Source organism: Streptomyces sp. NPDC024017 (assembly GCF_040638895.1).
Lineage (GTDB): Bacteria > Actinomycetota > Actinomycetes > Streptomycetales > Streptomycetaceae > Streptomyces.
In genome coordinates, this window is sequence record NZ_JBEZYZ010000009.1 from 255,042 (window position 1) to 277,493 (window position 22,452).

Consider the following 22,452-nt stretch of genomic DNA (forward strand, 5'->3'; position numbering starts at 1 on the left):
ACAGACGGACGATGGAAGCAAAACCCTCACCGAGGAGGAGCGTCATGCTTGAAGTGAAGACGCTCGACAAGCCGGACGAGCGGCGCGACTACCCTCGAGGCCACCTGGAAGCCGTCCACATGACGGGCCTGGATTTCGCCGTGGCGACCTTCGAACCGGGCTGGCGCTGGTCCGAGTCCGTGGCCCCGATCGCCGGGACGGACAGCTGCCAGATCCACCACAACGGCTATGTCGTCTCCGGCCGTATGCACATCCGCATGGACGACGGCGCGGAGAGCGAGGTGGGGCCCGGCGACGTCTTCGTCTGCGCGCCCGGCCACGATGCCTGGGTCGTCGGCGACGAGCAGTGCGTGGTGTACGACTTCGCGGGCAGCATGGCCAAGGAGTACGCCAAGAAGGACTAGCGCGGCGCCCGCGCGTCACACGGTGACGACCACCTTCGCCCGTGCGTGTTCCACCTCCAGGTACCGGATCGCCTCGGCCGCCTCGCTGAGCGGATACGTCCGCTCGACGACCGGGGCGATCTTCCCGGACTCGGCCAGTTCCCGCAGCGTCGCGAGATTCGCGCTGCTCTGCCGCGCCGAGACCTCCAGCAGCCGCTGGCCGCGCGCGAAGGGCGCCAGGGCCCGCCGCTTGAGGAAGAGCCCCATCGGCCCCACGACGCTGCCGCCCTCGTACACCCCGCCGCCGGACAGGACGAGCGTTCCGGAGGGGGTCAGCACGCGCCGGAATTCTCCGAGCGAGCGGTTGCCCACCAGGTCCAGCACCACGTCGTACCGCCTGCCGCCCCGGGCGAAGTCCTCCCGTGAGTAGTCGACGACCCGGTCCGCGCCCAGCGAGCGGACCAGATCCACGTTCCTCGTGCTGCACACGCCCGTCACCTCGGCGCCGAAGGCCTTGGCGAGCTGCACGGCGAAGGTGCCCACGCCCCCCGACGCCCCGTTCACCAGGACCGTCTGCCCCGGCCGCACGCCGGCCACGTCGCGCAGGGCCATGAGGGCGGTGTTCCCCGCCAGCGGCACCGCGGCGGCCTGCTCGAACGTGAGGTTGGCGGGCTTCGGGCCCACCTCGGCGTCCCGCGCGCACACGTACTCCGCGAACGCGCCGTCCGCCTCCCCGTACACCTCGTCACCGGGCTCCAGTCCGGTGACCCCTGACCCCAGCGCCTCGACGCGGCCCGCGAAGTCCCGGCCCCGCACCGGCATCCTGGGCCTGCGCAGCCCCATCACGCTGCGGCCGAGCAGCGGGTCGCCGCGCATGAAATGCCAGTCGTAGGCGTTGACCGAGGCCGCGTGCACCCGCACCAGCACCTCACCGGCCGCCGGCACCGGCCTGTCGACCTCCCGGAACTCCAGCGTGTCCGCCGAGCCGTACCGGTCCTGCACCACTGCCTTCATGAGGCCCCCTCCGCTTCCGGCGAGCGTAGGAGATCCCCCCGTGCGCAGACCATCGGGGACGAACCCTGATTTTTCCCGGGGGCCGGATGTCGTTTCCCCGGACAAGGACCCTCGTCCCGCCTCCTCCCCTTGCTCTCGGAAACCGATTGGTTTACGCTTCCCGGCATGGGAAACCGATCGGTTTCCGAGCTGAGGACGAATGAGGGAGAACCCATGACCGCCATCGAAGGTTCCGTCGCCCTGGTCACCGGCGGCAGCCGCGGCATAGGCCGGGCGCTGGTCGCGGCCCTGTACGAGCGGGGCGCGCGGAAGGTGTACGCCACCGCCCGCGACCCGCGCACCGTCACCCACCCCGACGCCGTGCCGCTGGCCCTGGAGGTGACCGACCCCGCGTCCGTCGCCGCGGCCGCCGAGCAGGCGCAGGACGTCACCCTGCTGATCAACAACGCCGGTGCGTCGGTGAACGCGAACTTCCTCGACTCGCCCGTCGAGGACGTGCGGCGCGAGTTCGAGACCAACTTCTACGGGCCGCTCCTGGTGACCCGGGCCTTCGTCCCCGTCATCGAGCGCAACGGCGGCGGCCACATCCTCAACGTCCACTCCGTGCTGTCCTGGATCGGCCTCGCCGGCTCCTACAGCGCCTCCAAGGCCGCCTTCTGGTCGCAGACCAACTCGCTGCGCCTCGACCTGAAGCCGCGCGGGATCGACGTCACCGGCCTCCACGTCGGTTACGTCGACACGGACATGACCGTCGGAGTCGACGCCCCCAAGTCCACGGCCGGCTCGGTCGCGGCGCAGGCCCTCGACGGCATCGCGTCCGGTGCCTGCGAAGTCCTGGCCGACGACCTCTCGCGGCAGGTCAAGGCCGGGCTGGCGGCCGACCCGGCCGCCCTGTACCCGCAGCTCACCGCCGCCTGATCACACCGGCAGCAGCCGGGCCACCAGTGCGCTCAACTGCCGGGCGTTGCGGCACTCGTACATCTCGACCAGCTCGGCGTAGGCGGGCGCGACGGAGTCGCCCGTGCCCCAGCGGGAGCGCTGCTCGGGATTCAGCCAGTGGACGCGGCGGGCGCGTTCGGCGATCTGCCGCACGGCGGGCAGGTTCGGGTCGCTCCGGTTCGTGCGGGCGTCACCGAGGACGAACACGGTCGTGCGGGACCCGACCGCGTCCGCGTACCGCTCGGCGAACTCGCCCAACGCCATGCCGTAGTCGCTGCTCCCGTGATAGCCCGTGACCGCCGCCTCCCCCTGGATACGGCTGCTCAGCCCCTCCGGGTCGGCCCTGCCGCGCTCCAGCAGCCCGGTCACCTCGTCGATCCGGTTGACGAAGGCGAACACGCGCACCTTGCTGAACTGGTCGTGCAGCGCCTGCACGAGCAGCATCGTGAAATCGGAGAAGCCGGAGACCGACCCCGACACATCGCACAGCAGCACCAGTTCGGGGCGGGCGGGACGCCGTCTGCGCAGCACCGGCTTCATCGGCACCCCGCCCGTCGACAGCGAACCGCGCAGGGTCCGCCGCAGATCGATCGAGCCCCGGGAGGCACGACGGCGCCGGGCCGCCAGCCGGGTCGCGAGCTTGCGGGCCAGTGGCTGCACCGTCCTGCGCAGTTCGGCCAGCCGGTCCTGCCCGGCGAACAGGAAGTCGACCCGGTCGGCCGTCGGGGCCACCGCCCGCCGGGCGATCTCGTCCCGGCCGCGCCGCTCGGCGACCCGCCGCCGCGCCTCGGCCGCCACCATGGCCCGGAAGGTGTCGATGCGCCGCCGGATCTCGTCCTCCAGCAGCCGGTCCGCGAACCCCGGACTCCCGCCCTGCCCCCGGACGTTGTCGCGCACCCGGGCCAGCAGCGTCTGCGGCCGCAGCCGTTCGAGCGCCTGGTACGACGACCAGCCGTCCGACTCCGGCGAGGAACCGTAGCCGCCGAAACCGTCGACCGCCTCGATCGCCAGCCGGCCCAGCATCGCCCGGTCGTCGGCGGTCAGGGCGTCGACCAGCCGGTCCCGCAGTTCCTCCCGCCCCGCCGCCCGCTGCCCCGGGCCACCGACACCGCGCGGGAAGTAGAGGTCGAAGACCGGGTCGAACACCTGGCGCTGCCCGGGCCCGTGCAGCAGCGTCGCCGCCAGCCCCTCGCGCAGCAGCTCCCGGTCCGCGAGGCCCAGTTCCGCGACGGCCCGCGCCGCGTCGACGCTCTCGCCGGTGCCGATCCGCACGCCGTGCGCGCGCAGCGCCCCGACGAGGGACGTCAGCCGTTCGGCGACGCCCGCCGGCGTCGTCACAGGGCGTCCAGGTCGAGCTTGGCGGACGCCTTGAGGACATCGTCCTGGTGCTTGAGGAGCACCCCGAGCGTGGCCCGCACGACCGTCTCGTCCAGCGAGTCGGCGCCGAGTGCGAGCAGGGTGTGCGCCCAGTCGACGGTCTCGGCGACCGACGGCACCTTGCGCAGGTCCATCGCCCGCAGCGCGCCCACGACCCGGACGACCGAGCGGGCCAGCGCCTCGTCGAGGCCCGGCACCTTCAGCCGTACGATCCGGCGCTCCAGCTCCTCGTCCGGGAAGCCGATGTGCAGGAAGAGGCAGCGGCGGCGCAGCGCCTCGGACAGTTCCCGGCTCGCGTTGGACGTGAGGACGACGAAGGGGCGGCGCGTAGCTGTGATGGTGCCGAGCTCCGGGACGGTCACCTGGAAGTCGCTGAGCACCTCCAGCAGCAGGCCCTCCACCTCGACGTCCGCCTTGTCGGTCTCGTCGATCAGCAGCACCTTCGGGTCGTCGCCCCGGATGGCCGTCAGCAGCGGCCGGGTGAGCAGGAACTCCTCGCTGAAGATGTCCGTTCGGGCCTCGTCCCACGTCTCGTCGCGGCCCGCGCTGATGCGCAGGAGCTGCTTGGCGTGGTTCCACTCGTACAGGGCGCGGGACTCGTCGACCCCCTCGTAGCACTGGAGGCGGACGAGCCGCGCGCCGGCGACCTCGGCGACGGCCTTGGCGAGCTCCGTCTTGCCGACGCCGGCCGGGCCCTCCACCAGGAGGGGCTTGCCGAGGCGGTCGGCGAGGAAGACGGTCGTGGCGACGGCGGGCGAGGCGAGGTAACCGGTCTCGGCGAGGCGTGCGGAGACGTCGTCGACGGATGTGAACAACGGGGCCTCCGGGTCGGCGGCGACGGGCGAACGGACAGGGAACTATCTAAGCGCTTGTTCACCCACACTGTCACGGGGTTCCTGAGCGAGCAGGCGCTAAAACCGATCGGTTTCCCCGGCGCTCGTGACGAGGTACCCTCGCCCGTATGGCCACAACCGACAAGGCGTCCACCAGGGACCGGCTCCTCGACGCGGCGGCCGAGCTGTTCTACCGCGAGGGCGTCTCCCTCGGCGTAGAGACGCTCTGCCGGAGCGCCGGGGTCTCGAAGCGGTCCATGTACCAGCTCTTCGCGAGCAAGGACGAGGTCCTCGCGGCGAGCCTGGCCCGGCGGCTGCCAGAGTACGAGGAGCGGCTGGCGCCCGGCCCGCAGGAGTCCGGCAGCCCACGCGAGAGGATCCTGCACGTCTTCGAGCGGCTGGAGAAGGCCTCGGCCGAGCCCGCCTACCGTGGCTGCCCCTATCTCGCCGCGCTGGTGGAGCTGAAGGATCCCGAGCACCCGGCGAGTGCCGTCGCCCGTGGGGCGAAGGAGTGGCTGCTGGGCTTCTTCCGTACGCAGGCCGAGGAGGGCGGGGCGCGGGACCCGGAGCTGCTCGCCCGTCAGCTGATGCTGGTCTTCGACGGGGCCAGCGCCCGGGCCGGGGCCGGGATCGAGACGCTGGACGGCCTGACCACGACCACCGTGACCGCGCTGCTGGACGCCTCCGGCACGCGGTGAGGGCAGCCGCCGAGGCAGCCGCCCTTCGCGTCCTTCCGCTCACGCGGCCGACGCCACCGCCCGCACCGCCGGAGTGCGCAGCACCCGCCGGGCCGTGACCAGGCCCGTCCCCGTCGTCACCGCCGCGGCGACCGCCACGACCGCGAGCCACACGCCGAACGCCTGCTCCGGCAGCACCGCGTCGGTGCGGGCCACCGTGAACGGGACGATCCCCGCCAGCGCCGCCGCAGTGCCGAAGAAGACACCGACGACCGTCAGAACCAGCCCCTCGACCCCCACCACGCCGAGCACCTGCCCGGGAGTCGCCCCGGCCAACCGCTGCTGCCCGAACTCCCGCTCGCGATAACTGGTCGCCGCGTACAGGGAGTTGACCAGCATCACGCAGACGAAGACCACGATGATGCCGACCACCGTGAAGTTGAGCGTCTCCAGGTTCTTCGCGTCGACCGACTTCACCGCTCCCGAGGCCGCGACGGCGTCGCTCTCCACCGCCTGCATGGTCAGCGTCGCCGTGGCGACCGCGGTGAACAGGATCAGCGACATCAGGATCCCGGCGAGCTGCCCGGCCCGCTCGCGCAGATTGCGCACCGCCAGCCAGCCGCTCGCACCCCCGAGCGGCAGCCGGTCCAGCACGGCCGCCAGCAGCCGCGGCGCCTTCAGGGCACACCCGACGGACAGCAGGATCGCCCCGTACGCCGGCGGCGCCATCAGCGCGGCGTCCGTCGCCGAGACCACGAACGTCGAGGTCACCGCCACGGCCCCGGCCGCCAGCGCCACGTAGGCGAGGACCGTCCGAGCCCGGCCCCGCTGCCTGCTTCGGCCCGTCGCCCGCCGAACGGCGAGGAACGCGGCGCCCGCGGCGGCGAGCAGCGTGATGTCGAATCCGGTCATGAAGGCCACGGGCCCGAAGGAGAACTCGACGGACCGTGCGACCTGGCCGCTGTCCTGGAACACCGCCAGCAGCGCCCGGCCGCCGAGCATCGCCGGGCCGATCGCCAGCGCCGCGCCGGCCAGCGCCACGGCCACCGCCTCACCCACGACCATCCCCTTGATCTGCCCCGGAGTCGCCCCAGAGCAGCGCAACAGCGCCATCTCGGCGGCCCGCTGACGCACGTTCACCGTCAGCGTCGAGGCGATCGCGAAGAACACCAGCAGGGTGCCGTAGCCGCCGACCACGCCCGCCGCGGTGGAGAGCGTGTCCGAGCTGACCGCGTCCACGCCCGGCTGGCCGGCCGTGTCGTGCATCGCGTTGAACGTCATGATGATCGTCGCGCCCAGGAAGGCGGACAGCAGGGTCGCGAGGAACCGCCCGGGCCGCTGCCGGATCGACCGCATCGCCAGCATGAACATGGCCTCACACCCCCGTCGGCACGTCGTCGCCCAGATGCGCCAGCCGTTCGGCGACCGCGTCCGGTGTCGGGGTGTCCATCCGCCCGGCCAGCCGGCCGTCGGCGAGGAACAGCACGGAGTCGGCGTAGGAGGCGGCGACCGGGTCGTGCGTCACCATCACCACCGTCCGGCCGTGCACCCGCACCGCGTCCTGGAGCAGCCGCAGCACACCCCGCGCGCTGCGCGTGTCCAGTGCGCCGGTCGGCTCGTCCGCGAAGATCACCCTCGGTTCGGTGACGAGCGCCCTGGCGATCGCCACCCGCTGGCGCTGGCCGCCGGACAGCTGCCCGGGCCGGTGCCCGAGCCGGTCGCCGAGCCCCACGGCCGTCAGCACCTCCCGGACCCGCCGCCGGTCCACGCGCCGCCCGGCCAGCTTCAGCGGCAGCACCGTGTTCTGCGCGACGGTCAGGGTCTCCAGCAGGTTGTACTGCTGGAACACGAACCCGATCCGGCCGCGCCGGAACCTCGTCAGCTCGGCCTCGCCACCGCCCGTCAGCTCGGTGCCGTCGACCCGCACGATCCCGCTGTCCGGCCGGTCGAGACCCGCCGCGCACTGCAGCAGCGTCGACTTGCCGGAACCGGACGGCCCCATCACCGCGGTGAAGGTGCCACGCCCCAGGCCGAACGTCACCCCGTCCAGGGCGGTCACGGCACTCTCGGCGTTCCCGTACGTCTTGGTGACCTTGACCAGCCGCAGCGCCTCGGCGGCGGGTCCCGGATCCTGGTCCTGTCGTGGGCCGGTGCGCAGCATCGTCGTCCCCCTTCGTCCGGCACGCCCTGTGCCTCGCCGACGACGCTACGGAGAAGGCGGCTCGGCCACACTGGCCGCAGAACCCGTATCGCGGGGTGTACTCAGCGACACCCCCACGGGTACCCGACCGCTCCAGGGCGAGGCCCCGGGACGCCGACCTGGTACCGGTGGCCGCCGACGTGACCACCGACGAGGGTGCACGGCAGGCCGTGGACGCGCTGGGGCAGAACATCGCCAGCGACTCGGCGGTCGTCATCCCCGCCGAGATGATCCACTACGGCATGTCCAAGACCGCCCTGCTCGCGGTGAGCCGGGGCTTCGCCAAGCAGGCGGCCGGTACCGGCGTCACGGTGAACTCGGTCATCGCGGGACCGACCCACACCGGCGGCGTCGAGGACTTCGTCTACCAGCTCGTCGACCGCGAACTGCCCTGGGACGAGGCCCAGCGCGCCTTCATGCGGCAGCACCGCCCGCAGTCGCTGCTCCAGCGGCTGATCGAGCCGGAGGAGATCGCCCACATGGTCGTCTACCTCGCCTCAGACCAGGCCTCGGCGACCACGGGCGGTGCCCTGCGCGTCGACGGCGGTTACGTCGACTCGATCCTGACCTGAGCCGACGATCGCCCGTCAGGCCCCGTCCACCAGGATCACCTCCAGCGTGCGCGGACCGTGCACCCCCTCGACCCGGTCCAGCTCGATGTCACTGGTCGCCGACGGCCCGGAGATCCACGTCAACGGGCGTGCCGGGTCGAGGCGTTCGAGTCCCTGCGGCACGGAGGAGACCACCTGGTCCGGCACTCGTACGACGCAGATGTGGTGGTCGGGGACGAGAGTGATGCGGCGACGGCCCTGGTCGGGTGAGCCGTCCAGCACGATGGTGCCGGTCTCGGCGATCGCGACCGCACAGGCCGTCACCACACTGTCCACCAGGTCGAGTTCACCCGGAGTGCTCTCGGCCCGGTCCGCCACCCGTGGGACGCCGGTCGCCGCCAGCCACCCCTCGTCCAGCCCGGGCGGCACCAGCACCGAAGCCGCCCCGCGCTTCTCCAGCAGCCCCGCGATCAGGCCGGCCAGCCCGCCGGTGTCCGTGCGGTGCACGATCGCCCGGTAGTCCGCCAGGTTCTCGGCGAGCAGATCCACCGTCTCCGGAACACTCCGCTCCCCGTGCTCGCGCACATAGTCACGCGACACCGCCCGCTCGTACTGGGGGTCCCTCCCAGGCCGTTCGGGCACTGGGGGAGCGTCGTCCCGCGGTACGTCCGCCAGCGCGCGCCGCACCCGCCCCAGGATCCGTTCCCTGCTGTTCACCTGTCCCCGTCCTTCCCGCCGCGCGTGCGCTGCCACCAGTCCCGGAACGGCTCGGCGGGCACCGGCGGCAGATCCCGGGTCCCGCTCCAGGCCCGGCCGGGGCCGGGCAGCGTACGGGGATGGAAGCGACGCGTCCGGGAGGCGGCGCGCTGGCCGGTGCGCAGTGCGCCCGGGTGTGTGAACGCCCAGCGTGCCGCGCGCATCGCCGCCCGCTCGGCGGCATGCCCCTTCGCGGGCCGCAGCACCACCTTGTTGCCTTCCCGCGTGACCTCGCCGCCCTGTACGACCCGCTCCCGCAGATGCACCAGCACCTCGGGGATGTCGATGGCGACCGGGCACACCTCGTAGCACGCCCCGCACAGCGAGGACGCGTACGGCAGCGACGCGTCGATCTCGCTGCCCGTGCCCCGCAGTTGGGGGCTGAGGATCGCGCCGATCGGTCCCGGGTACACCGAGCCGTACGCATGGCCGCCGGCCCGCTCGTACACCGGGCACACATTGAGGCAGGCCGAGCAGCGGATGCAGCGCAGCGCCTGCCGGCCGACCTCGTCGGCGAGGGTGTCGGTGCGGCCGTTGTCCAGCAGCACCAGATGGAAGGCGCCCGGCCCGTCCTGATCGGTCGTGCCGGTCCACGTGGACGTGTACGGGTTCATGCGCTCGGCCGTCGAGGAACGGGGGAGGGTCTGCAGGAACACCTCCAGGTCCTGCCACGTCGGCACGATCTTCTCGATGCCGACGACCGAGATCAGCGTCTCCGGCAGCGTCAGGCACATCCGGCCGTTGCCCTCGGACTCGACGACCACCAGGGTGCCCGTCTCGGCGACCATGAAGTTGGCTCCGGAGACGCCGACCTTGGCCCGCAGGAACTTCTCCCGCAGGTGCAGGCGTGCGGCCTCGGCGAGTTCGGCCGGTGTGTCCGTGAGGCCTTCGGGAGCGGGGCGGCCCCACTCGCTCATCTCACGGGCGAAGATGTCCCGGATCTCGCCCCGGTTGCGGTGGATGGCCGGGACGAGGATGTGCGAGGGCCGGTCCTTGCCCAACTGCACGATCAGCTCGGCGAGATCGGTCTCGTAGGCGTGGATGCCCTCGGCCTCCAGCGCCTCGTTGAGCCCGATCTCCTGCGTGGCCATCGACTTGACCTTGACGACCTCGGACTCGCCGGTCATCTTCACGAGCTGGGTGACGATCTCGTTGGCCTCGTCCGCGTCGGCGGCCCAGTGCACGACGCCGCCCGCGGCCGTGACCGACTCCTCCAACTGCACGAGGTAGCGGTCGAGGTGGCGCAGGGTGTGGTCCTTGATCTGCTTGCCCGCCTCGCGCAGCTCGGCCCAGTCGGACACCTCCGCCACGGCGTTGGCCCGCTTGGCGCGGATGGTGTGCGTGGCGTGCCGCAGATTGCCGCGCAGCGTCTTGTTGCCCAGGGCCTCCCGCGCGGCCTCCGGAAACGCCGGCATGCCGAGATACGTCCCGCTCATACGGCCGGTCCCTCCTCCGTGCTCGCCAGGATCTCCGCGATGTGCACCGGCCGCATGCCGGTCCGCAGCCGGGTCATCGTCCCGCCGATGTGCATCAGGCAGGAGTTGTCGGCCGCGCACAGCACCTCCGCGCCCGTCGACTCGGCGTTGCGCACCTTGTCGGTGCCCATCGCCGCCGAGACGTCGGCGTTCTTCAGCGCGAAGGTGCCGCCGAACCCGCAGCACTCGTCGGCCCCCGGCAGCTCGACGAGCTCCAGGCCCTTCACGGACCGGAGCAGCCGCAGCGGCCGCTTGCCGAGCCCGAGCCCGCGCAGCCCGTGGCAGGTCGGGTGGTAGGTCACCCTGTGCGGGTAGTAGGCCCCGACGTCCGTCACGCCCAGCACGTCGACCAGGAACTCCGTGAGCTCGTACGTCTTGGGCACCACCGGCGCCAGCGTGGCCGCGAGGGTGTCCCCGCGCCCCTCGGCCCGGGCCCGCTCACCCATCCGCGGATACAGCTCCCGCACCATCGCCCCGCACGACCCGGACGGCGTCACGATCGCCTCATACTCGCCGAAGACATCGGAGAAATGCCGGGCGAGCGGCTCGGCCTCATGGCGGTACCCGGTGTTGTAGTGCGCCTGCCCGCAGCAGGTCTGCGCCATCGGGAAGTCGACGTCGACGCCCAGTCTGGTCAGCAGTTTCACCACGGCGCGCCCGGTGTCCGGATAGAGCGTGTCGTTGACACAGGTCAGGAACAGGGCGACACGCATCGCGGCTCCTCGTGGTCGGTCATCGGATGAGTGCAGCCTAGTCCGGGGACGAGACGCAGGGGAGACCCCGTCAGCCCCCGGCGAGCCGGGCCTGCGCGGCGTGCCACCGCTCGGTCCCGCCGCGCGGCTCGTACCGGGTGAGCGGCTGGGTGTTCACGAGCAGTCGCCGCATCCCGGCCAGGTCACCGACCAGCCCGTGCGCCCGCGCCTGCACGAGCACGTTCCCGAGCGCGGCGGCCTCGGTCGGCCCGGCCACCACCGGCAGCCCGCAGGCGTCGGCGGTCAGCTGGCACAGCAGGGCATTGCGCGTGCCGCCCCCGACCACATGCACGACGTCGACCGCGTGCCCGGAGAGCCGCTGGGCGTCGTGGACGGCCTTGCGGTGCGCGAGGGCCAGGGAGTCGAGGATGCAGCGCGTCACCTCGGCCGGCGACTCCGGCACGGGCTGCCCCGACACCCGGCACGCCTCGGCGATCCGCTCGGGCATCCGCCCCGGCGCGAGGAAGGCCGCGTCACCCGCCTCCACGACCGACCGCAGCGCCGGCACCTTGGACGCCTCCAGCAGCAGCCCGCCGAGATCCGGATCACCCCAGGCCCGTACGCACTCCTGGAGCAGCCAGAGCCCCATGATGTTGCGCAGATAGCGGACCGTGCCGTCCAGCCCGAGTTCGTTGGTGAAGTTGGCCGCCCTGCTCTCCTCGGTCAGCACCGGCGCGTCCAGCTCCAGGCCGGCCAGCGACCAGGTGCCCGTGCAGATATAGGCGAAGCGCTCACCCGACGCGGGTACGGCGGCGACCGCGGAGGCGGTGTCGTGCGAGCCGACGGCCGTCACCGGCACGGGACCGGCGAGCCCGGTCTCCTCCAGCACCTCGGGCCGCAGCACCCCCGCCGGATCACCGGGCTGGCGCAGCGGCGCGAACAGCCCGAGGTCGATCCCGAGGCGCTCCGCGACGCCGTACGCCCAGTCGCGGGTGCGCGGATCGATCAGCTGGGTCGTGGACGCGTTGGTCAGCTCCGTGCCCTGCTCGCCGGTCAGCCAGTACGTCAGCAGGTCCGGCACCAGCAACAGCCGCCGGGCCGCCGCGAGCTGGGCCGTGGAACGGGCGGCGGTGAGCTGGTACAGCGTGTTGAAGGGCGCGTACTGCAACCCGGTCGCGGCGTACAGCTCCTGCGCGGGCACGGTCGCCCACACCTTCTCCGCGACGCCTTCCGTCCGCGCGTCCCGGTAATGCACGGGATTGCCGAGCAGCGCCCCGTCGGCGTCCAGCAGCCCGTAGTCGACGGCCCAGCTGTCGATGCCGACGGAGTCGACCTGCCCCGCCGCCCGCAGCCCCTCCAGCACTCCGGCGTACAGCCCGAGCACGTCCCAGCGCAGTCCCTCGGGCACCCGGACGGGCCGGTTGGGGAAGCGGTGCGCCTCGGCGAGCTCCAGGCTGTCCGGGCCGACGCGGCCGACCATGACGCGCCCGCTGGACGCGCCGAGGTCGACCGCGGCGTAGGACTTCACACCCGCGCTCATCGCAGGAAGGCGGCCGCGACGCCGGCGTCGACCGGGATGTGCAGGCCGGTCGTGTGGGTGAGATCCCCGCCGGTCAGCGCGAAGACGGCGTTGGCGACGTGCTCGGGCAGCACCTCGCGCTTGAGGATGGTCCGCTGGGCGTAGAACTCGCCCAGCTTCTCCTCCTCCACCCCGTACACGGCGGCTCGCTTGGCTCCCCACCCGCCGGCGAAGATCCCCGAGCCGCGCACGACACCGTCCGGGTTGATCCCGTTGACCCGGATGCCGTGCTCGCCCAGCTCGGCGGCGAGCAGCCGCACCTGGTGCGCCTGGTCGGCCTTGGTGGCGGAGTAGGCGATGTTGTTGGGCCCGGCGAACACGGCGTTCTTCGAGGCGATGTAGACGATGTCACCGCCCAGCTCCTGGGCGATCATCACGCGCGCCGCTTCCCGCGACACGAGGAAGGACCCGCGGGCCATGATGTCGTGCTGGAGGTCCCAGTCCTTGGCGGACGTCTCCAGCAGCGGCTTGGAGATCGAGATGCCCGCGTTGTTGACGACGAGATCCACTCCGCCGAAGGCCAGCACGGCCGCCCGGAACGCCTCGGCGATCTGCTCCTCGGACGTGACGTCCACGGTCACGGCGACGGCCTTGTCGGGTCCGCCCAGCTCCTCGGCGACGGCCTCGGCGTTCTCCCCGTTGAGATCGGCGACGACCACACAGGCGCCCTCGGCCACGAGCCGGTGCGCGATGGCCTTGCCGATGCCGCTCCCGGCACCCGTCACGAGCGCCACGCGGGTCGCCAGCGCCTTGGGCTTCGGCATCCGCTGGAGCTTGGCCTCCTCCAGCGCCCAGTACTCGATCCGGAACTTCTCGGACTCCTCGATCGGCGCGTAGGCGGACACGGCCTCGGCCCCGCGCATCACGTTGACGGCGTTGACGTAGAACTCGCCGGCGACGCGAGCGGTCTGCTTGTCCTTGCCGAACGAGAACATGCCCACCCCCGGCACCAGCACGATCGCCGGGTCGGCGCCGCGCATGGCGGGGGAGTCGGGCAAGGCGTGCCGCTGGTAGTAGGCGGCGTACTCCTCGCGGTACTCGGCGTGCAGCTCCTTCAGCCGGGCGACGGCCTCGTCGAGGGGAGCGCTCGGCGGCAGGTCCAGCACCAGCGGCCGCACCTTGGTCCGCAGGAAGTGGTCCGGGCAGGAGGTCCCGAGCGCGGCGAGCCGCGGGTGCTCCGCGCTCGCGAGGAAGCCGAGAACGACCTCGGAGTCGTTGAAGTGCCCGACCTGGGGCCGGTCCTGGGAGGCGATGGCCCGCACGTGCGGAGCGAGCGCGGCGGCCCGCTCCCGCCGCTCACCGGCGCTCAGCGCGGCGTACCCCTCGATCACCGGCCCGAAGGGCTCGGCCTTCCCCCGCTCGGCGAGGAACTGCTCGGCGGTCCGGATGATGTGCAGCGAGTTCCGCTCGCACTCCTCGGAGGTGTCACCCCAGGCGGTGATCCCGTGCCCGCCGAGGACGCACCCGATGGCCTGCGGGTTGGCCTCCTTCACGGCGGCGATGTCCAGCCCCAGCTGGAACCCCGGCCGCCGCCACGGCACCCACACCACGCTGTCCCCGAAGCACTCGGCGGTCAGCTTCTCCCCGTCGGCGGCACAGGCGAGCGCGATCCCCGAGTCCGGGTGCAGATGATCGACGTGCGCGGCCCCGACCAGCCCGTGCATGGCGGTGTCGATGGACGGAGCGGCGCCACCCTTGCCGTGCAGGCAGTAGTCGAACGCGGCGACCATCTCGTCCTCACGCTCGACCCCCGGATACACGTCGACGAGCGCCCGCATCCGGTCCAGCCGCAGTACGGCCAGCCCCGCCTCGGTCAGCGTCCCCAGATCCCCACCGGACCCCTTGACCCACATCAACTCGACGTCGCCACCGGTCACGGGGTCGGTCTCGGTGCCCTTGGCGGAGGCGTTGCCGCCCGCGTAGTTGGTGTTCCGGGGATCGGCCCCGAGCCGGTGCGACCGGGCGAGCAGAGCGGCAGCTTCGGGATGGACGGTCATGAACAGTTCCTTTGCAACGGAGGGCGTGTATCTCAGGGGCGCGGGGAACTGCGCGACCAGCCACAACCGGCCCGCAGCCCGAAATCAAACAGAACCCGGCAGACGCTCACGCACCCCATCCGGCCTGCTGCCCGCCAACCCGCTCGGCGACGATCTTCTGGCCCCATCCGGACCGCCGATACGCAGCAATGGGGTCGGGGTCCAGCCCCATCTCCTCCCGCACCTCCCGCAGCAACGGCCGCACATCCGTGTTGTACGCATCCATCACCACGGCGTTCGCCTCCAGCACGTCGCCCGCCCGCTGCGCCGCGTTCAGCGCGTCACCGTCGACCAGGAGCGCCTTCGCCGTGGCCTCCTGCACGTTCATCACCGACCGGATGATCGCCGGGATCTTCGCCTCGATGTTGTGACACTGATCGAGCATGAAGGCGACCTCGGGCGAGAACCCGCCCCCACGCACGACCTCGTACATGATCCGGAACAACTGGAACGGATCTGCGGCCCCGACCATCAGGTCGTCATCCGCGTAGAACCGCGAGTTGAAGTCGAACCCCCCGAGCTTCCCCTCACGCAACAGCGTCGCCACGATGAACTCGATGTTGGTCCCCGGCGCGTGGTGCCCCGTGTCCACGACGACCTGCGCCTTGGGCCCGAGCTTCAGGCAGTGGGCGTAGGCGGTACCCCAGTCCGGCACATCCGTCGTGTAGAAGGCCGGCTCGAAGAACTTGTACTCCAGCAGCATCCGCTGCCCGTCCCCGAGCCGCTCGTAGACCTCGGCCAGCCCCTCGGCCAGCCGGTCCTGCCGCCCGCGGATGTCGTCCTGCCCGGGATAGTTCGTCCCGTCGGCGAACCACAGCTTCAGATCCGCGGAGCCCGTCGCGTCCATGATGTCGACGCACTCCAGCAGATGATCGACGGCCTTCCGCCGCACGGAAGCCTCCGGGTGACAGATGCTCCCCAGCTTGTAGTCGTCGTCCTGGAAGGTGTTGGAGTTGATCGCCCCGAGCTTCACTCCGCGCTGCTCGGCATGCTTGGCGAGCGCCGCGTAGTCGTCGACCTTGTCCCACGGAATGTGCAGGGCCACCGTGGGGGCGACCCCGGTGAACTCGTGCACCTTCGCCGCGTCGTCCAGCTTCTCGAACGGGGTGCGCGGCACACCCTCCTGCGCGAACACCTTGAACCGTGTGCCCGAGTTCCCGTACGCCCACGACGGCGTCTCGACGGCCTGTGTCTTGAGAGCGGCCTTCGCCGCGGCGAGCTCGGTCACGTCAGGCTCCTGTGACATCGGGTCGTGACGACCCACCGAATGAAACGATTCAGGACGCGAAGTTATGGGCCCCCCGAAGGGGTGTCAACCCCTCCGGCCAAGACGGTTTCCCGTGACTCATGCGTGACCTTCTGTCCTCGAAACTTTTTCGACCGGAACCCATTGACGTGACATGCGCGGCCCGCCTAACGTCCCGGCAACCCAGTTGAAACCTTTCACGACGCCGAGAGGGCCGACCCGCCGGCGTCGTCGAGGAGCCCTCATGACCCACCCGTCCACCACGGGTCCGGCCCCGGTTCTCGCGCTGAGGGACGTCTCCAAGTCCTTCGGCGCGGTCCGCGCACTGCGGGACGTCTCCCTGGAGCTGTTCCCGGGGGAGGTGCACGCACTCGCCGGTGAGAACGGTGCCGGCAAGTCCACTCTCATCAAGACCCTCGCCGGGGTGCATCGCCCGGACGCCGGCCAGGTGCTGCTCGACGGTGCGCCCGTCGCCTTCCACGGCCCCGGCGACGCCCGCGACGCCGGCATCGCCGTGATCTACCAGGAGCCCACGCTCTTCCCCGACCTGTCGATCGCCGAGAACATCTACATGGGCCGCCAGCCGCGCCGCGCCCTCGGCCGGATCGACCACAAGGCCACGCACAACGCGACCGCCGCCCTCATGAAGCGCCTCGGTGTCGAACTCGACCCCGACCGGCCCGCCCGCGGCCTGTCCATCGCCGACCAGCAGATCGTCGAGATCGCCAAGGCGCTCTCCTTCGACGCCCGGGTCCTGATCATGGACGAGCCGACGGCCGCCCTCACCGGCAGCGAGGTGGCCCGCCTCTTCGGCGTCGTCCGCACTCTGCGCGACCAGGGCGCCGCCGTGCTGTTCATCTCCCACCGGCTGGAGGAGATCTTCGAGATCTGCCGGCGGGTCACCACCCTGCGCGACGGCGCCTGGATCGCCAGCGAGCCCTTGGACGGCATGACCGAGGACGACCTCGTGCGCCGCATGGTCGGCCGCGACCTCGACGAGCTCTACCCCAAGCAGGACGTGCAGCCGGGCGAGGTCGCCCTGAGCGTGCGCCGGCTGACCCGCGAGGGCGTCTTCACCGACGTCTCCTTCGAGGTCCGGCACGGCGAGATCGTCGGACTGGCCGGACTGGTCGGCGCCGGGCGCACGGAGGTCGCCCGGGCCGTGTTCGGCATCGACCGCTGGGACGCCGGCGAGGTCTCCGTCCACGGCAAGGCCCTGGTCAACGGCGCACCGTCCGCCGCCATGGCCGCCGGCCTCGCCCTGGTCCCCGAGGACCGGCGCGCCCAGGGCCTGGTGATGGACATGTCCATCGAGCGGAACATCGGGCTGACCGGCCTGCGCACGACCGTGAAGGCCGGGCTCATGGACCGCGGCGCCGAGCGGAGCCGCTCCCTCGACTGGGCCGTCAAGCTCCAGGTCAAGTACGCCCGAATCGCCGACACCGTCAACACCCTGTCCGGCGGCAACCAGCAGAAGGTCGTGCTCGCCAAGTGGCTCGCCACCGGCCCCAAGGTGCTGATCGTCGACGAGCCGACCCGGGGCATCGACGTCGGCACCAAAGCCGAGGTGCACCGCCTGCTGTCGCAACTGGCCGCCGACGGAGTGGCCGTCCTGATGATCTCCTCCGACCTGCCCGAGGTCCTCGGCATGGCCGACCGCGTGCTGGTGATGCACGAGGGCCGCCTCACCGCCGAGATCCCACGCTCCGACGCCACCGAGGAAACCGTGATGGCCGCAGCCACCGGGAGGGCCGCCGCATGACGGTCGTCACCCCGCAAGAGGCCCCCGTGGCCGACGTGCCCAAGTCGAGCGGCACCCGGCTGGTCGACCGCGTCTTCAAGATGCGCGAACTCGCCATCCTGCTCGTCTTCCTGGTGATGATCGGCGTCACCCAGGCCGGCAACAGCGAGTTCCTGTCCGAACAGGGCATCAAGGACCTGCTGCTGAACGCGACGATCCTGGTCCTGGTCGCCACCGGCCAGTCCCTCGTCGTCATCACCCGCAACGTCGACCTGTCCGTCGGATCCACCCTCGGCATCAGCGCGTTCGCCGCCGGCACATACCTCCAGGGCGGGGGCAACTCCGTCGTGGCGATCGCGCTGGCCGTGCTGCTCGGCATCGGCTTCGGACTGCTCAACGGACTGCTCGTCAGCCTCGGCCAGGTGCCCGCGCTCGTCGTCACCCTCGGCACGCTCTACATCATCCGCGGCATCGACTCCATCTGGGTCGGCTCCCGCCAGATCACCGCGGCCGATCTGCCCGGCGGATTCGTCGACTTCGGCTCCGGCGGCATCTCGGCGGTGCCGTACCTGGCGCTGATCGCGCTGGCGGTGCTCATCGCCACCGCCTACTACCTCAGGCACTTCGCCAGCGGCCGCGAGCTGTACGCGCTCGGCTCCAACCCCGAGGCCGCCCGCCTCGCCGGCATCCCCGTCCGCAAGCGGATCCTCGCCGCGTACACCTTCTGCGGCGCCCTCGCCGGACTCGCCGGCGCGATGTACCTCGCCCGGTTCGGCAACGTCGACTCCGGCACCGGCAACGGCTACGAACTCACCGTCGTCAGCGCGGTCGTGGTCGGCGGTGTCGTCTTCACCGGCGGCTCCGGCAGCGTCTACGGCGCGGCCCTCGGCGCGCTGCTGCTGACCTCCATCAACAGCGTGCTGCCCGCCCTCGGCGTCAGCTCCGTCTGGGTGCTCGCGATCAACGGCATCCTGCTCATCCTCGCGATCGCGGTCGACCGGGTCGTCGCGCTGCGCGTGGCCTCCGCCCTGAAGAAGAGGAACGCCCGCCATGGCTGACATCTCCCTGAGCCGAGCGGTCCGCTGGTCCGCCTTGAAAAGGTGGGATACAGCGGTCGGTGCACTCCTCGTCGTGGTCCTGCTGTTCTCCTTCGGATTCGTCGACGGGTTCGGCAACGCGCTCAACCTGTCGTTCCTGATCGGCAACACGCTGCCGATCGCGCTGATCGCCCTGCCGATGACGCTGCTGGTCGTCTCCGGCGAGATCGACCTGTCGGTCGCCTCCACGGCCGGTCTGTCCGGTGCCGTGATGGGCGCCCTGTGGAACCAGGGCATGACCATCGAGACGATCATCCCGATCTGCCTGCTGCTCGGCGTGGTGTGCGGTCTGGTCAACGGGCTGCTGGTGACCAGGCTGGGGCTGCCGTCGCTGGCCGTCACCATCGGCACCCTCGCCGCCTACCGGGGTATCGCGCAGATCGTGCTCGGGTCCGACGCGGTGACCGACTTCCCGACGCAGTACCTGGACTTCGCGGCCGGGCGCATCGGTGACACGTTCGTCCCGTACGCCTTCCTCCCGTTCCTCGTCCTGCTCGCCATCGCCGTGGTCGCCCTGCACGCCACGCCGTTCGGCCGGTCGCTGTTCGCGATCGGCGCGAGCGAGGAGGCGGCGCGGTTCGCCGGCATCCGGGTCAGGCGGCAGAAGCTGATCCTGTTCACACTGACCGGCCTGATGGCCTCCCTGACCGGCATCTTCTGGGCGCTGCACTACGCCAGCGCCCGCTACGACAACGCCACCGGCCTCGAACTGTCCGTCGTCGCGGCCGTGTTGCTCGGCGGCATCGACTTCGACGGCGGCAAGGGCACGTTGGGCGGTGCGATCGCCGGGGTGTTCCTCCTCGGCGCGCTGCAGAACGTGATGAGCCTCCAGGACGTGTCCGCCCAGTCCCAGATCGTCGTCACCGGCGTCCTGCTCGTTCTGTCCGTGCTCGGCCCCCGGGTCGTGCGGCAGATCTCCACAGCGAGGGCGGGCCGCAGAGCCGCCTCGACTCCCACCTCGTGAACCAGCCCCTCCTCGTAAAGGACCAACGTCATGCGTAAGTCAACCCTGCGCCGCAGCTGCGCGGCCCTCGCCACCGCGACCTCTCTCGCTCTCGCGCTCACCGCCTGCGGCGGGACCACCAAGAAGGACGTCGCGAACGAGGGCGCCTCCGCCGCCACCGCCGGCAAGGCCGACCCCAACGCCGAGCTGAAGAAGGGGCTCACCGTCGGGTTCCTGCCCAAGCAGGTCAACAACCCGTACTTCACCAGCGCCGACAAGGGCGGCGAGAAGGCGCTGAAGGAGCTGGGGTCCAGCTACAAGGAGGTCGGGCCGTCCAGCGCGACCGACACCGCCGGGCAGGTCTCCTACGTCAACACGCTCACCCAGCAGCAGGTCGACGCGATGGCCGTGTCCGCGCAGGACCCGGGTGCGCTGTGCACCGCGCTGAAGCAGGCCATGAAGAACGACATCAAGGTCGTCACCTACGACTCCGACACCACGGCCGACTGCCGCAACGCCTTCGTCTCGCAGGCCTCCGCCGAGGACCTGGGCCGTACCGAGGTGCAGCTGCTCGCCAAGCAGATCGACTACAAGGGCGAGATCGCGATCCTGTCCGCCGCGCAGACGGCGACGAACCAGAACACCTGGATCGACTTCATGAAGGACGAGCTGAAGAAGCCCGAGTACAAGAACATGAAGCTGGTGAAGACCGCGTACGGCAACGACGACGCCCAGCAGTCCTTCCAGCAGACCCAGGGCCTGCTCCAGGAGTACCCGAACCTGAAGGGGATCATCTCCCCGACCACCGTCGGCATCAAGGCCGCCGCCCAGTACCTGTCGGGCTCCAAGTACAAGGGCAAGGTCAAGCTGACCGGCCTCGGCACCCCGAACGACATGCGCAAGTACGTCAAGAACGGCACCGTCGAGGCGTTCGAGCTGTGGGACCCGGCGAAGCTCGGCGAGCTGGCCGCCCGGACCGCCGTCGCCCTGTCCTCCGGGCAGATCACCGGCAAGGAGGGCGAGACCTTCAAGGCCGGCTCCATGGGCGAGTACACCATCGGCAAGGACGGCGTGATCAGCCTCGGCAAGCCGACCGTGTTCGACGCGAAGAACATCGACCAGTTCAACTTCTAGACCCTGGGAGGTCGTTGATGCAGCGCGTGTGCTTCCTGCTGAAGGTCCGGGCGGACCGCCTCGACGAGTACCGCGAGCGGCACGCCGCCGTCTGGCCCGAGATGCTCCAGGCACTCTCGGACACCGGCTGGCACAACTACTCGCTCTTCCTGCGCGAGGACGGACTGCTCGTCGGCTACCTCGAGACCGAGGATTTCGCAGCCGCCCAGGCCGGAATGGAAGCCACCGACGTCAACGCCCGCTGGCAGGCGGAGATGGCGCCGTTCTTCGAGTCGCTGGACGGCGCCCGGCCCGACGAGGCCATGCAACCGCTCACCGAAGTGTTCCACCTCGCATGACAATGGAGTCCACGAGATGCACAGACGTACCTTGCTGGCCGCCGCCCTCGCGGGAGCAGTGGTGACCCCCGTCCTCGCCTCCGGCACCGCGCGGGCCGCCGACCCCGGTCCCTCCGTCACCCGGACCGGCACCACCACGCTCGACAGCCAGGCCATCTTCTTCGTGTCCTACGACGGGCTGGTCAACAACAACTCGTTCCAGAAGAACGGCCTGCTGACCTACAAGGGCTACCAGTACGCCGTCTGGTACACCGCCGACCGCAACGCCGTCGTCGGACGCCGGGCCCTCGGCGCGAGCACCTGGTCCACCGTGAAGGTCGGGCACACCCTGCGGTACAACGACTCCCACAACGTCATCTCCATGGGCGTCTCCAAGGTCGACGGCCGGCTGCACCTCAACATGGACTCCCACAGCGACGGCTTCACCTACGTCAAGTCGGTCGCCGGGCTCCTGGACAACCCCGGCGGGCTGAGCTGGACCGCGAGCCGCTTCGGCGCGCCCCAGTCCACCCTGGACGGCCTGGCGCTGACCTCGCAGTTCACCTACCCGCAGTTCATATCCACGCCGGAGGGCAGGCTCCAGCTGAGCTACCGCGTCGCCGTCTCCGGAAACGGCCGCAACGCGCTCGCCGAGTACGACGGCACCAAGTGGACGAACCTCGGCGAGTGGTCCAGCTCCACCGGCACGTACAGCAGCGAGCACGGCTCCTCGACGGCCCGCAACATGTACCTGCACGGCATCGACTACGACCGGAACGGCCGGCTGCACTCCTTCTTCACCTGGCGCGAGCAGAACGGCGCCGTGATGTGCAGCAGTGGCGGCATCACCAACCACGACACCGGCTACGTCTACTCCGACGACCGCGGCCGCACCTGGCGCAACAACGCCGGCACCGTCGTCGGCGTCACCGGCGGCTCCGACAAGGTCTCCGTGACCGACGCCGGCCTGGTCGTGGACCCGCTCAACCCGGACCACTCCCTGATGAACCAGGAGAGCCAGTTCACCGACTCCGCGGGCCGGCCGCACGCGATCATCTCCTACGTCCCCGGCCGCTTCGGCCAGTGCACCACCAACTACGTGGCCAACCGCACCGCCAACGGCCGTGCCTTCCACGTCCGCAAGAACGCCTCCGGCACCTGGCAGAAGACCGAGATCCCGGTCCCGCTGAACTCCAGCCAACGCACCAAGCTGATCCTGGACAAGTACGACAACGCGTACGCGATCTTCCCCTTCGGCCGTATAGCCGCCGCCTCCGCCGCCTCCGGATACACCGACTGGAAGATCCTTTTCGACGGCAGCGGCCTCAACGCCTTCGGCGAGGTCGTCATCGACGAGACGCGGGTCGCGCAGGACGGGGTGCTGTCCGTCATGTACCAGGAGAAGTCCAGCGGTACGACGCCCTCGGCGCTGCACGTGACGGACTTCCGCCTGCCCGCCTGA

General features: G+C 71.0%; 20 protein-coding genes and 1 pseudogene. 10 read left to right on the plus strand and 11 right to left on the minus strand.

Going from position 1 to position 22,452, the window contains the following annotated elements; genetic code table 11:
• Positions 1–44 precede the first annotated feature (44 nt).
• On the plus strand, positions 45–404 hold the full coding sequence (locus tag AB0G20_RS25455) for a cupin domain-containing protein (RefSeq protein WP_094057849.1): 360 nt from the start codon (positions 45–47) through the stop codon (positions 402–404).
• Positions 405–419: 15 nt separating this feature from the next.
• Here the strand turns inward: AB0G20_RS25455 and AB0G20_RS25460 are convergent, their stop codons facing one another.
• Positions 420–1,397, minus strand: a complete 978-nt coding sequence (locus AB0G20_RS25460) for an NAD(P)-dependent alcohol dehydrogenase (protein WP_361306307.1) — start codon at positions 1,395–1,397, stop codon at positions 420–422.
• Between the two features lie 213 nt (positions 1,398–1,610).
• Between AB0G20_RS25460 and AB0G20_RS25465 the strand changes: the two genes are divergently transcribed.
• Complete coding sequence (locus tag AB0G20_RS25465; RefSeq protein WP_361306309.1) at positions 1,611–2,315, plus strand: SDR family oxidoreductase; 705 nt, start codon at positions 1,611–1,613, stop codon at positions 2,313–2,315.
• On the opposite strand, the gene AB0G20_RS25470 is transcribed toward AB0G20_RS25465, so the two are convergent.
• Together AB0G20_RS25470 and AB0G20_RS25475 are read right to left on the minus strand one after the other, a co-directional pair.
• Positions 2,316–3,674 carry a VWA domain-containing protein gene (locus AB0G20_RS25470; protein WP_361306311.1) on the minus strand — a complete coding sequence of 453 codons (1,359 nt, stop codon included), beginning with the start codon at positions 3,672–3,674 and terminating at the stop codon, positions 2,316–2,318. It lies immediately after the preceding gene.
• Complete coding sequence (locus AB0G20_RS25475) at positions 3,671–4,528, minus strand: MoxR family ATPase (RefSeq protein ID WP_361306313.1); 858 nt, start codon at positions 4,526–4,528, stop codon at positions 3,671–3,673. Before AB0G20_RS25475 ends, AB0G20_RS25470 begins: the two co-directional genes overlap by 4 nt.
• Positions 4,529–4,674: 146 nt before the next feature.
• Between AB0G20_RS25475 and AB0G20_RS25480 the strand changes: the two genes are divergently transcribed.
• On the plus strand, positions 4,675–5,244 hold the full coding sequence (locus AB0G20_RS25480) for a TetR/AcrR family transcriptional regulator (RefSeq protein WP_361306315.1): 570 nt from the start codon (positions 4,675–4,677) through the stop codon (positions 5,242–5,244).
• Positions 5,245–5,283: 39 nt separating this feature from the next.
• Here AB0G20_RS25480 and AB0G20_RS25485 read toward each other — a convergent pair whose 3' ends face one another.
• Together AB0G20_RS25485 and AB0G20_RS25490 are read right to left on the minus strand one after the other, a co-directional pair.
• Entirely contained in the window at positions 5,284–6,594 is a 1,311-nt protein-coding gene (locus tag AB0G20_RS25485; protein WP_361306317.1) for an FtsX-like permease family protein, read from the minus strand.
• A gap of 4 nt (positions 6,595–6,598) precedes the next feature.
• Complete coding sequence (locus tag AB0G20_RS25490) at positions 6,599–7,384, minus strand: ABC transporter ATP-binding protein (protein ID WP_361306319.1); 786 nt, start codon at positions 7,382–7,384, stop codon at positions 6,599–6,601.
• Between the two features lie 152 nt (positions 7,385–7,536).
• Here AB0G20_RS25490 and AB0G20_RS25495 point away from each other — a divergent pair.
• Positions 7,537–7,995, plus strand: a pseudogene (locus AB0G20_RS25495) (SDR family oxidoreductase); the annotation flags it as partial.
• Positions 7,996–8,010: 15 nt separating this feature from the next.
• Here the strand turns inward: AB0G20_RS25495 and AB0G20_RS25500 are convergent.
• The 6 genes from AB0G20_RS25500 to rhaI all read right to left on the minus strand — a co-directional run bounded on the left by AB0G20_RS25500 (position 8,011) and on the right by rhaI (position 15,740).
• Positions 8,011–8,691, minus strand: coding sequence for a lactate utilization protein C (locus AB0G20_RS25500; RefSeq protein WP_361306321.1), 681 nt, complete (start codon positions 8,689–8,691; stop codon positions 8,011–8,013).
• A complete protein-coding gene (locus AB0G20_RS25505; protein ID WP_361306323.1) occupies positions 8,688–10,166 on the minus strand; it encodes a LutB/LldF family L-lactate oxidation iron-sulfur protein in 1,479 nt (492 codons plus the stop codon). The genes AB0G20_RS25500 and AB0G20_RS25505 overlap by 4 nt, the downstream gene beginning before the upstream one ends.
• Positions 10,163–10,918, minus strand: coding sequence for a (Fe-S)-binding protein (locus AB0G20_RS25510; RefSeq protein WP_361306325.1), 756 nt, complete (start codon positions 10,916–10,918; stop codon positions 10,163–10,165). Before AB0G20_RS25510 ends, AB0G20_RS25505 begins: the two co-directional genes overlap by 4 nt.
• Positions 10,919–10,988: 70 nt before the next feature.
• Complete coding sequence (locus tag AB0G20_RS25515; RefSeq protein ID WP_361306327.1) at positions 10,989–12,437, minus strand: FGGY-family carbohydrate kinase; 1,449 nt, start codon at positions 12,435–12,437, stop codon at positions 10,989–10,991.
• On the minus strand, positions 12,434–14,473 hold the full coding sequence (locus tag AB0G20_RS25520; protein WP_361306329.1) for a bifunctional aldolase/short-chain dehydrogenase: 2,040 nt from the start codon (positions 14,471–14,473) through the stop codon (positions 12,434–12,436). The genes AB0G20_RS25515 and AB0G20_RS25520 overlap by 4 nt, the downstream gene beginning before the upstream one ends.
• 106 nt (positions 14,474–14,579) lie before the next feature.
• On the minus strand, positions 14,580–15,740 hold the full coding sequence (rhaI, locus tag AB0G20_RS25525; RefSeq protein WP_361306331.1) for an L-rhamnose isomerase: 1,161 nt from the start codon (positions 15,738–15,740) through the stop codon (positions 14,580–14,582).
• A gap of 262 nt (positions 15,741–16,002) precedes the next feature.
• Here rhaI and AB0G20_RS25530 point away from each other — a divergent pair, with 262 nt between their 5' ends.
• The 6 genes from AB0G20_RS25530 to AB0G20_RS25555 are packed head-to-tail and all read left to right on the plus strand — an operon-like array spanning position 16,003 to position 22,452.
• Positions 16,003–17,520 (plus strand): sugar ABC transporter ATP-binding protein, encoded by a 1,518-nt coding sequence (locus AB0G20_RS25530; RefSeq protein WP_361306333.1) that lies wholly within the window; start codon positions 16,003–16,005, stop codon positions 17,518–17,520.
• Positions 17,517–18,557, plus strand: coding sequence for an ABC transporter permease (locus AB0G20_RS25535; RefSeq protein ID WP_358330847.1), 1,041 nt, complete (start codon positions 17,517–17,519; stop codon positions 18,555–18,557). The genes AB0G20_RS25530 and AB0G20_RS25535 overlap by 4 nt, the downstream gene beginning before the upstream one ends.
• Entirely contained in the window at positions 18,550–19,560 is a 1,011-nt protein-coding gene (locus AB0G20_RS25540; protein ID WP_361306335.1) for an ABC transporter permease, read from the plus strand. The genes AB0G20_RS25535 and AB0G20_RS25540 overlap by 8 nt, the downstream gene beginning before the upstream one ends.
• Positions 19,561–19,590: 30 nt before the next feature.
• The gene (gene rhaS, locus AB0G20_RS25545; protein ID WP_361306337.1) at positions 19,591–20,673 is read left to right on the plus strand and encodes a rhamnose ABC transporter substrate-binding protein; all 1,083 of its coding nucleotides are present in this window, start codon (positions 19,591–19,593) and stop codon (positions 20,671–20,673) included.
• A gap of 17 nt (positions 20,674–20,690) precedes the next feature.
• Entirely contained in the window at positions 20,691–21,011 is a 321-nt protein-coding gene (locus AB0G20_RS25550) for an L-rhamnose mutarotase (RefSeq protein WP_361306339.1), read from the plus strand.
• A 16-nt stretch (positions 21,012–21,027) separates the two neighbouring features.
• A complete protein-coding gene (locus AB0G20_RS25555; protein WP_361306341.1) occupies positions 21,028–22,452 on the plus strand; it encodes a BNR repeat-containing protein in 1,425 nt (474 codons plus the stop codon).

Bases quoted from the DNA above. Each gene is read 5' to 3' on its own strand.
- AB0G20_RS25455 (WP_094057849.1), top strand. From the start codon at position 45: ATGCTTGAAGTGAAGACGCTCGACAAGCCGGACGAGCGGCGCGACTAC.
- AB0G20_RS25460 (WP_361306307.1), bottom strand. From the start codon at position 1,397: ATGAAGGCAGTGGTGCAGGACCGGTACGGCTCGGCGGACACGCTGGAG.
- AB0G20_RS25465 (WP_361306309.1), top strand. From the start codon at position 1,611: ATGACCGCCATCGAAGGTTCCGTCGCCCTGGTCACCGGCGGCAGCCGC.
- AB0G20_RS25480 (WP_361306315.1), top strand. From the start codon at position 4,675: ATGGCCACAACCGACAAGGCGTCCACCAGGGACCGGCTCCTCGACGCG.
- AB0G20_RS25485 (WP_361306317.1), bottom strand. From the start codon at position 6,594: ATGTTCATGCTGGCGATGCGGTCGATCCGGCAGCGGCCCGGGCGGTTC.
- AB0G20_RS25490 (WP_361306319.1), bottom strand. From the start codon at position 7,384: ATGCTGCGCACCGGCCCACGACAGGACCAGGATCCGGGACCCGCCGCC.
- AB0G20_RS25505 (WP_361306323.1), bottom strand. From the start codon at position 10,166: ATGAGCGGGACGTATCTCGGCATGCCGGCGTTTCCGGAGGCCGCGCGG.
- AB0G20_RS25510 (WP_361306325.1), bottom strand. From the start codon at position 10,918: ATGCGTGTCGCCCTGTTCCTGACCTGTGTCAACGACACGCTCTATCCG.
- AB0G20_RS25515 (WP_361306327.1), bottom strand. From the start codon at position 12,437: ATGAGCGCGGGTGTGAAGTCCTACGCCGCGGTCGACCTCGGCGCGTCC.
- AB0G20_RS25520 (WP_361306329.1), bottom strand. From the start codon at position 14,473: ATGACCGTCCATCCCGAAGCTGCCGCTCTGCTCGCCCGGTCGCACCGG.
- AB0G20_RS25530 (WP_361306333.1), top strand. From the start codon at position 16,003: ATGACCCACCCGTCCACCACGGGTCCGGCCCCGGTTCTCGCGCTGAGG.
- AB0G20_RS25535 (WP_358330847.1), top strand. From the start codon at position 17,517: ATGACGGTCGTCACCCCGCAAGAGGCCCCCGTGGCCGACGTGCCCAAG.
- AB0G20_RS25540 (WP_361306335.1), top strand. From the start codon at position 18,550: ATGGCTGACATCTCCCTGAGCCGAGCGGTCCGCTGGTCCGCCTTGAAA.
- rhaS (WP_361306337.1), top strand. From the start codon at position 19,591: ATGCGTAAGTCAACCCTGCGCCGCAGCTGCGCGGCCCTCGCCACCGCG.
- AB0G20_RS25550 (WP_361306339.1), top strand. From the start codon at position 20,691: ATGCAGCGCGTGTGCTTCCTGCTGAAGGTCCGGGCGGACCGCCTCGAC.
- AB0G20_RS25555 (WP_361306341.1), top strand. From the start codon at position 21,028: ATGCACAGACGTACCTTGCTGGCCGCCGCCCTCGCGGGAGCAGTGGTG.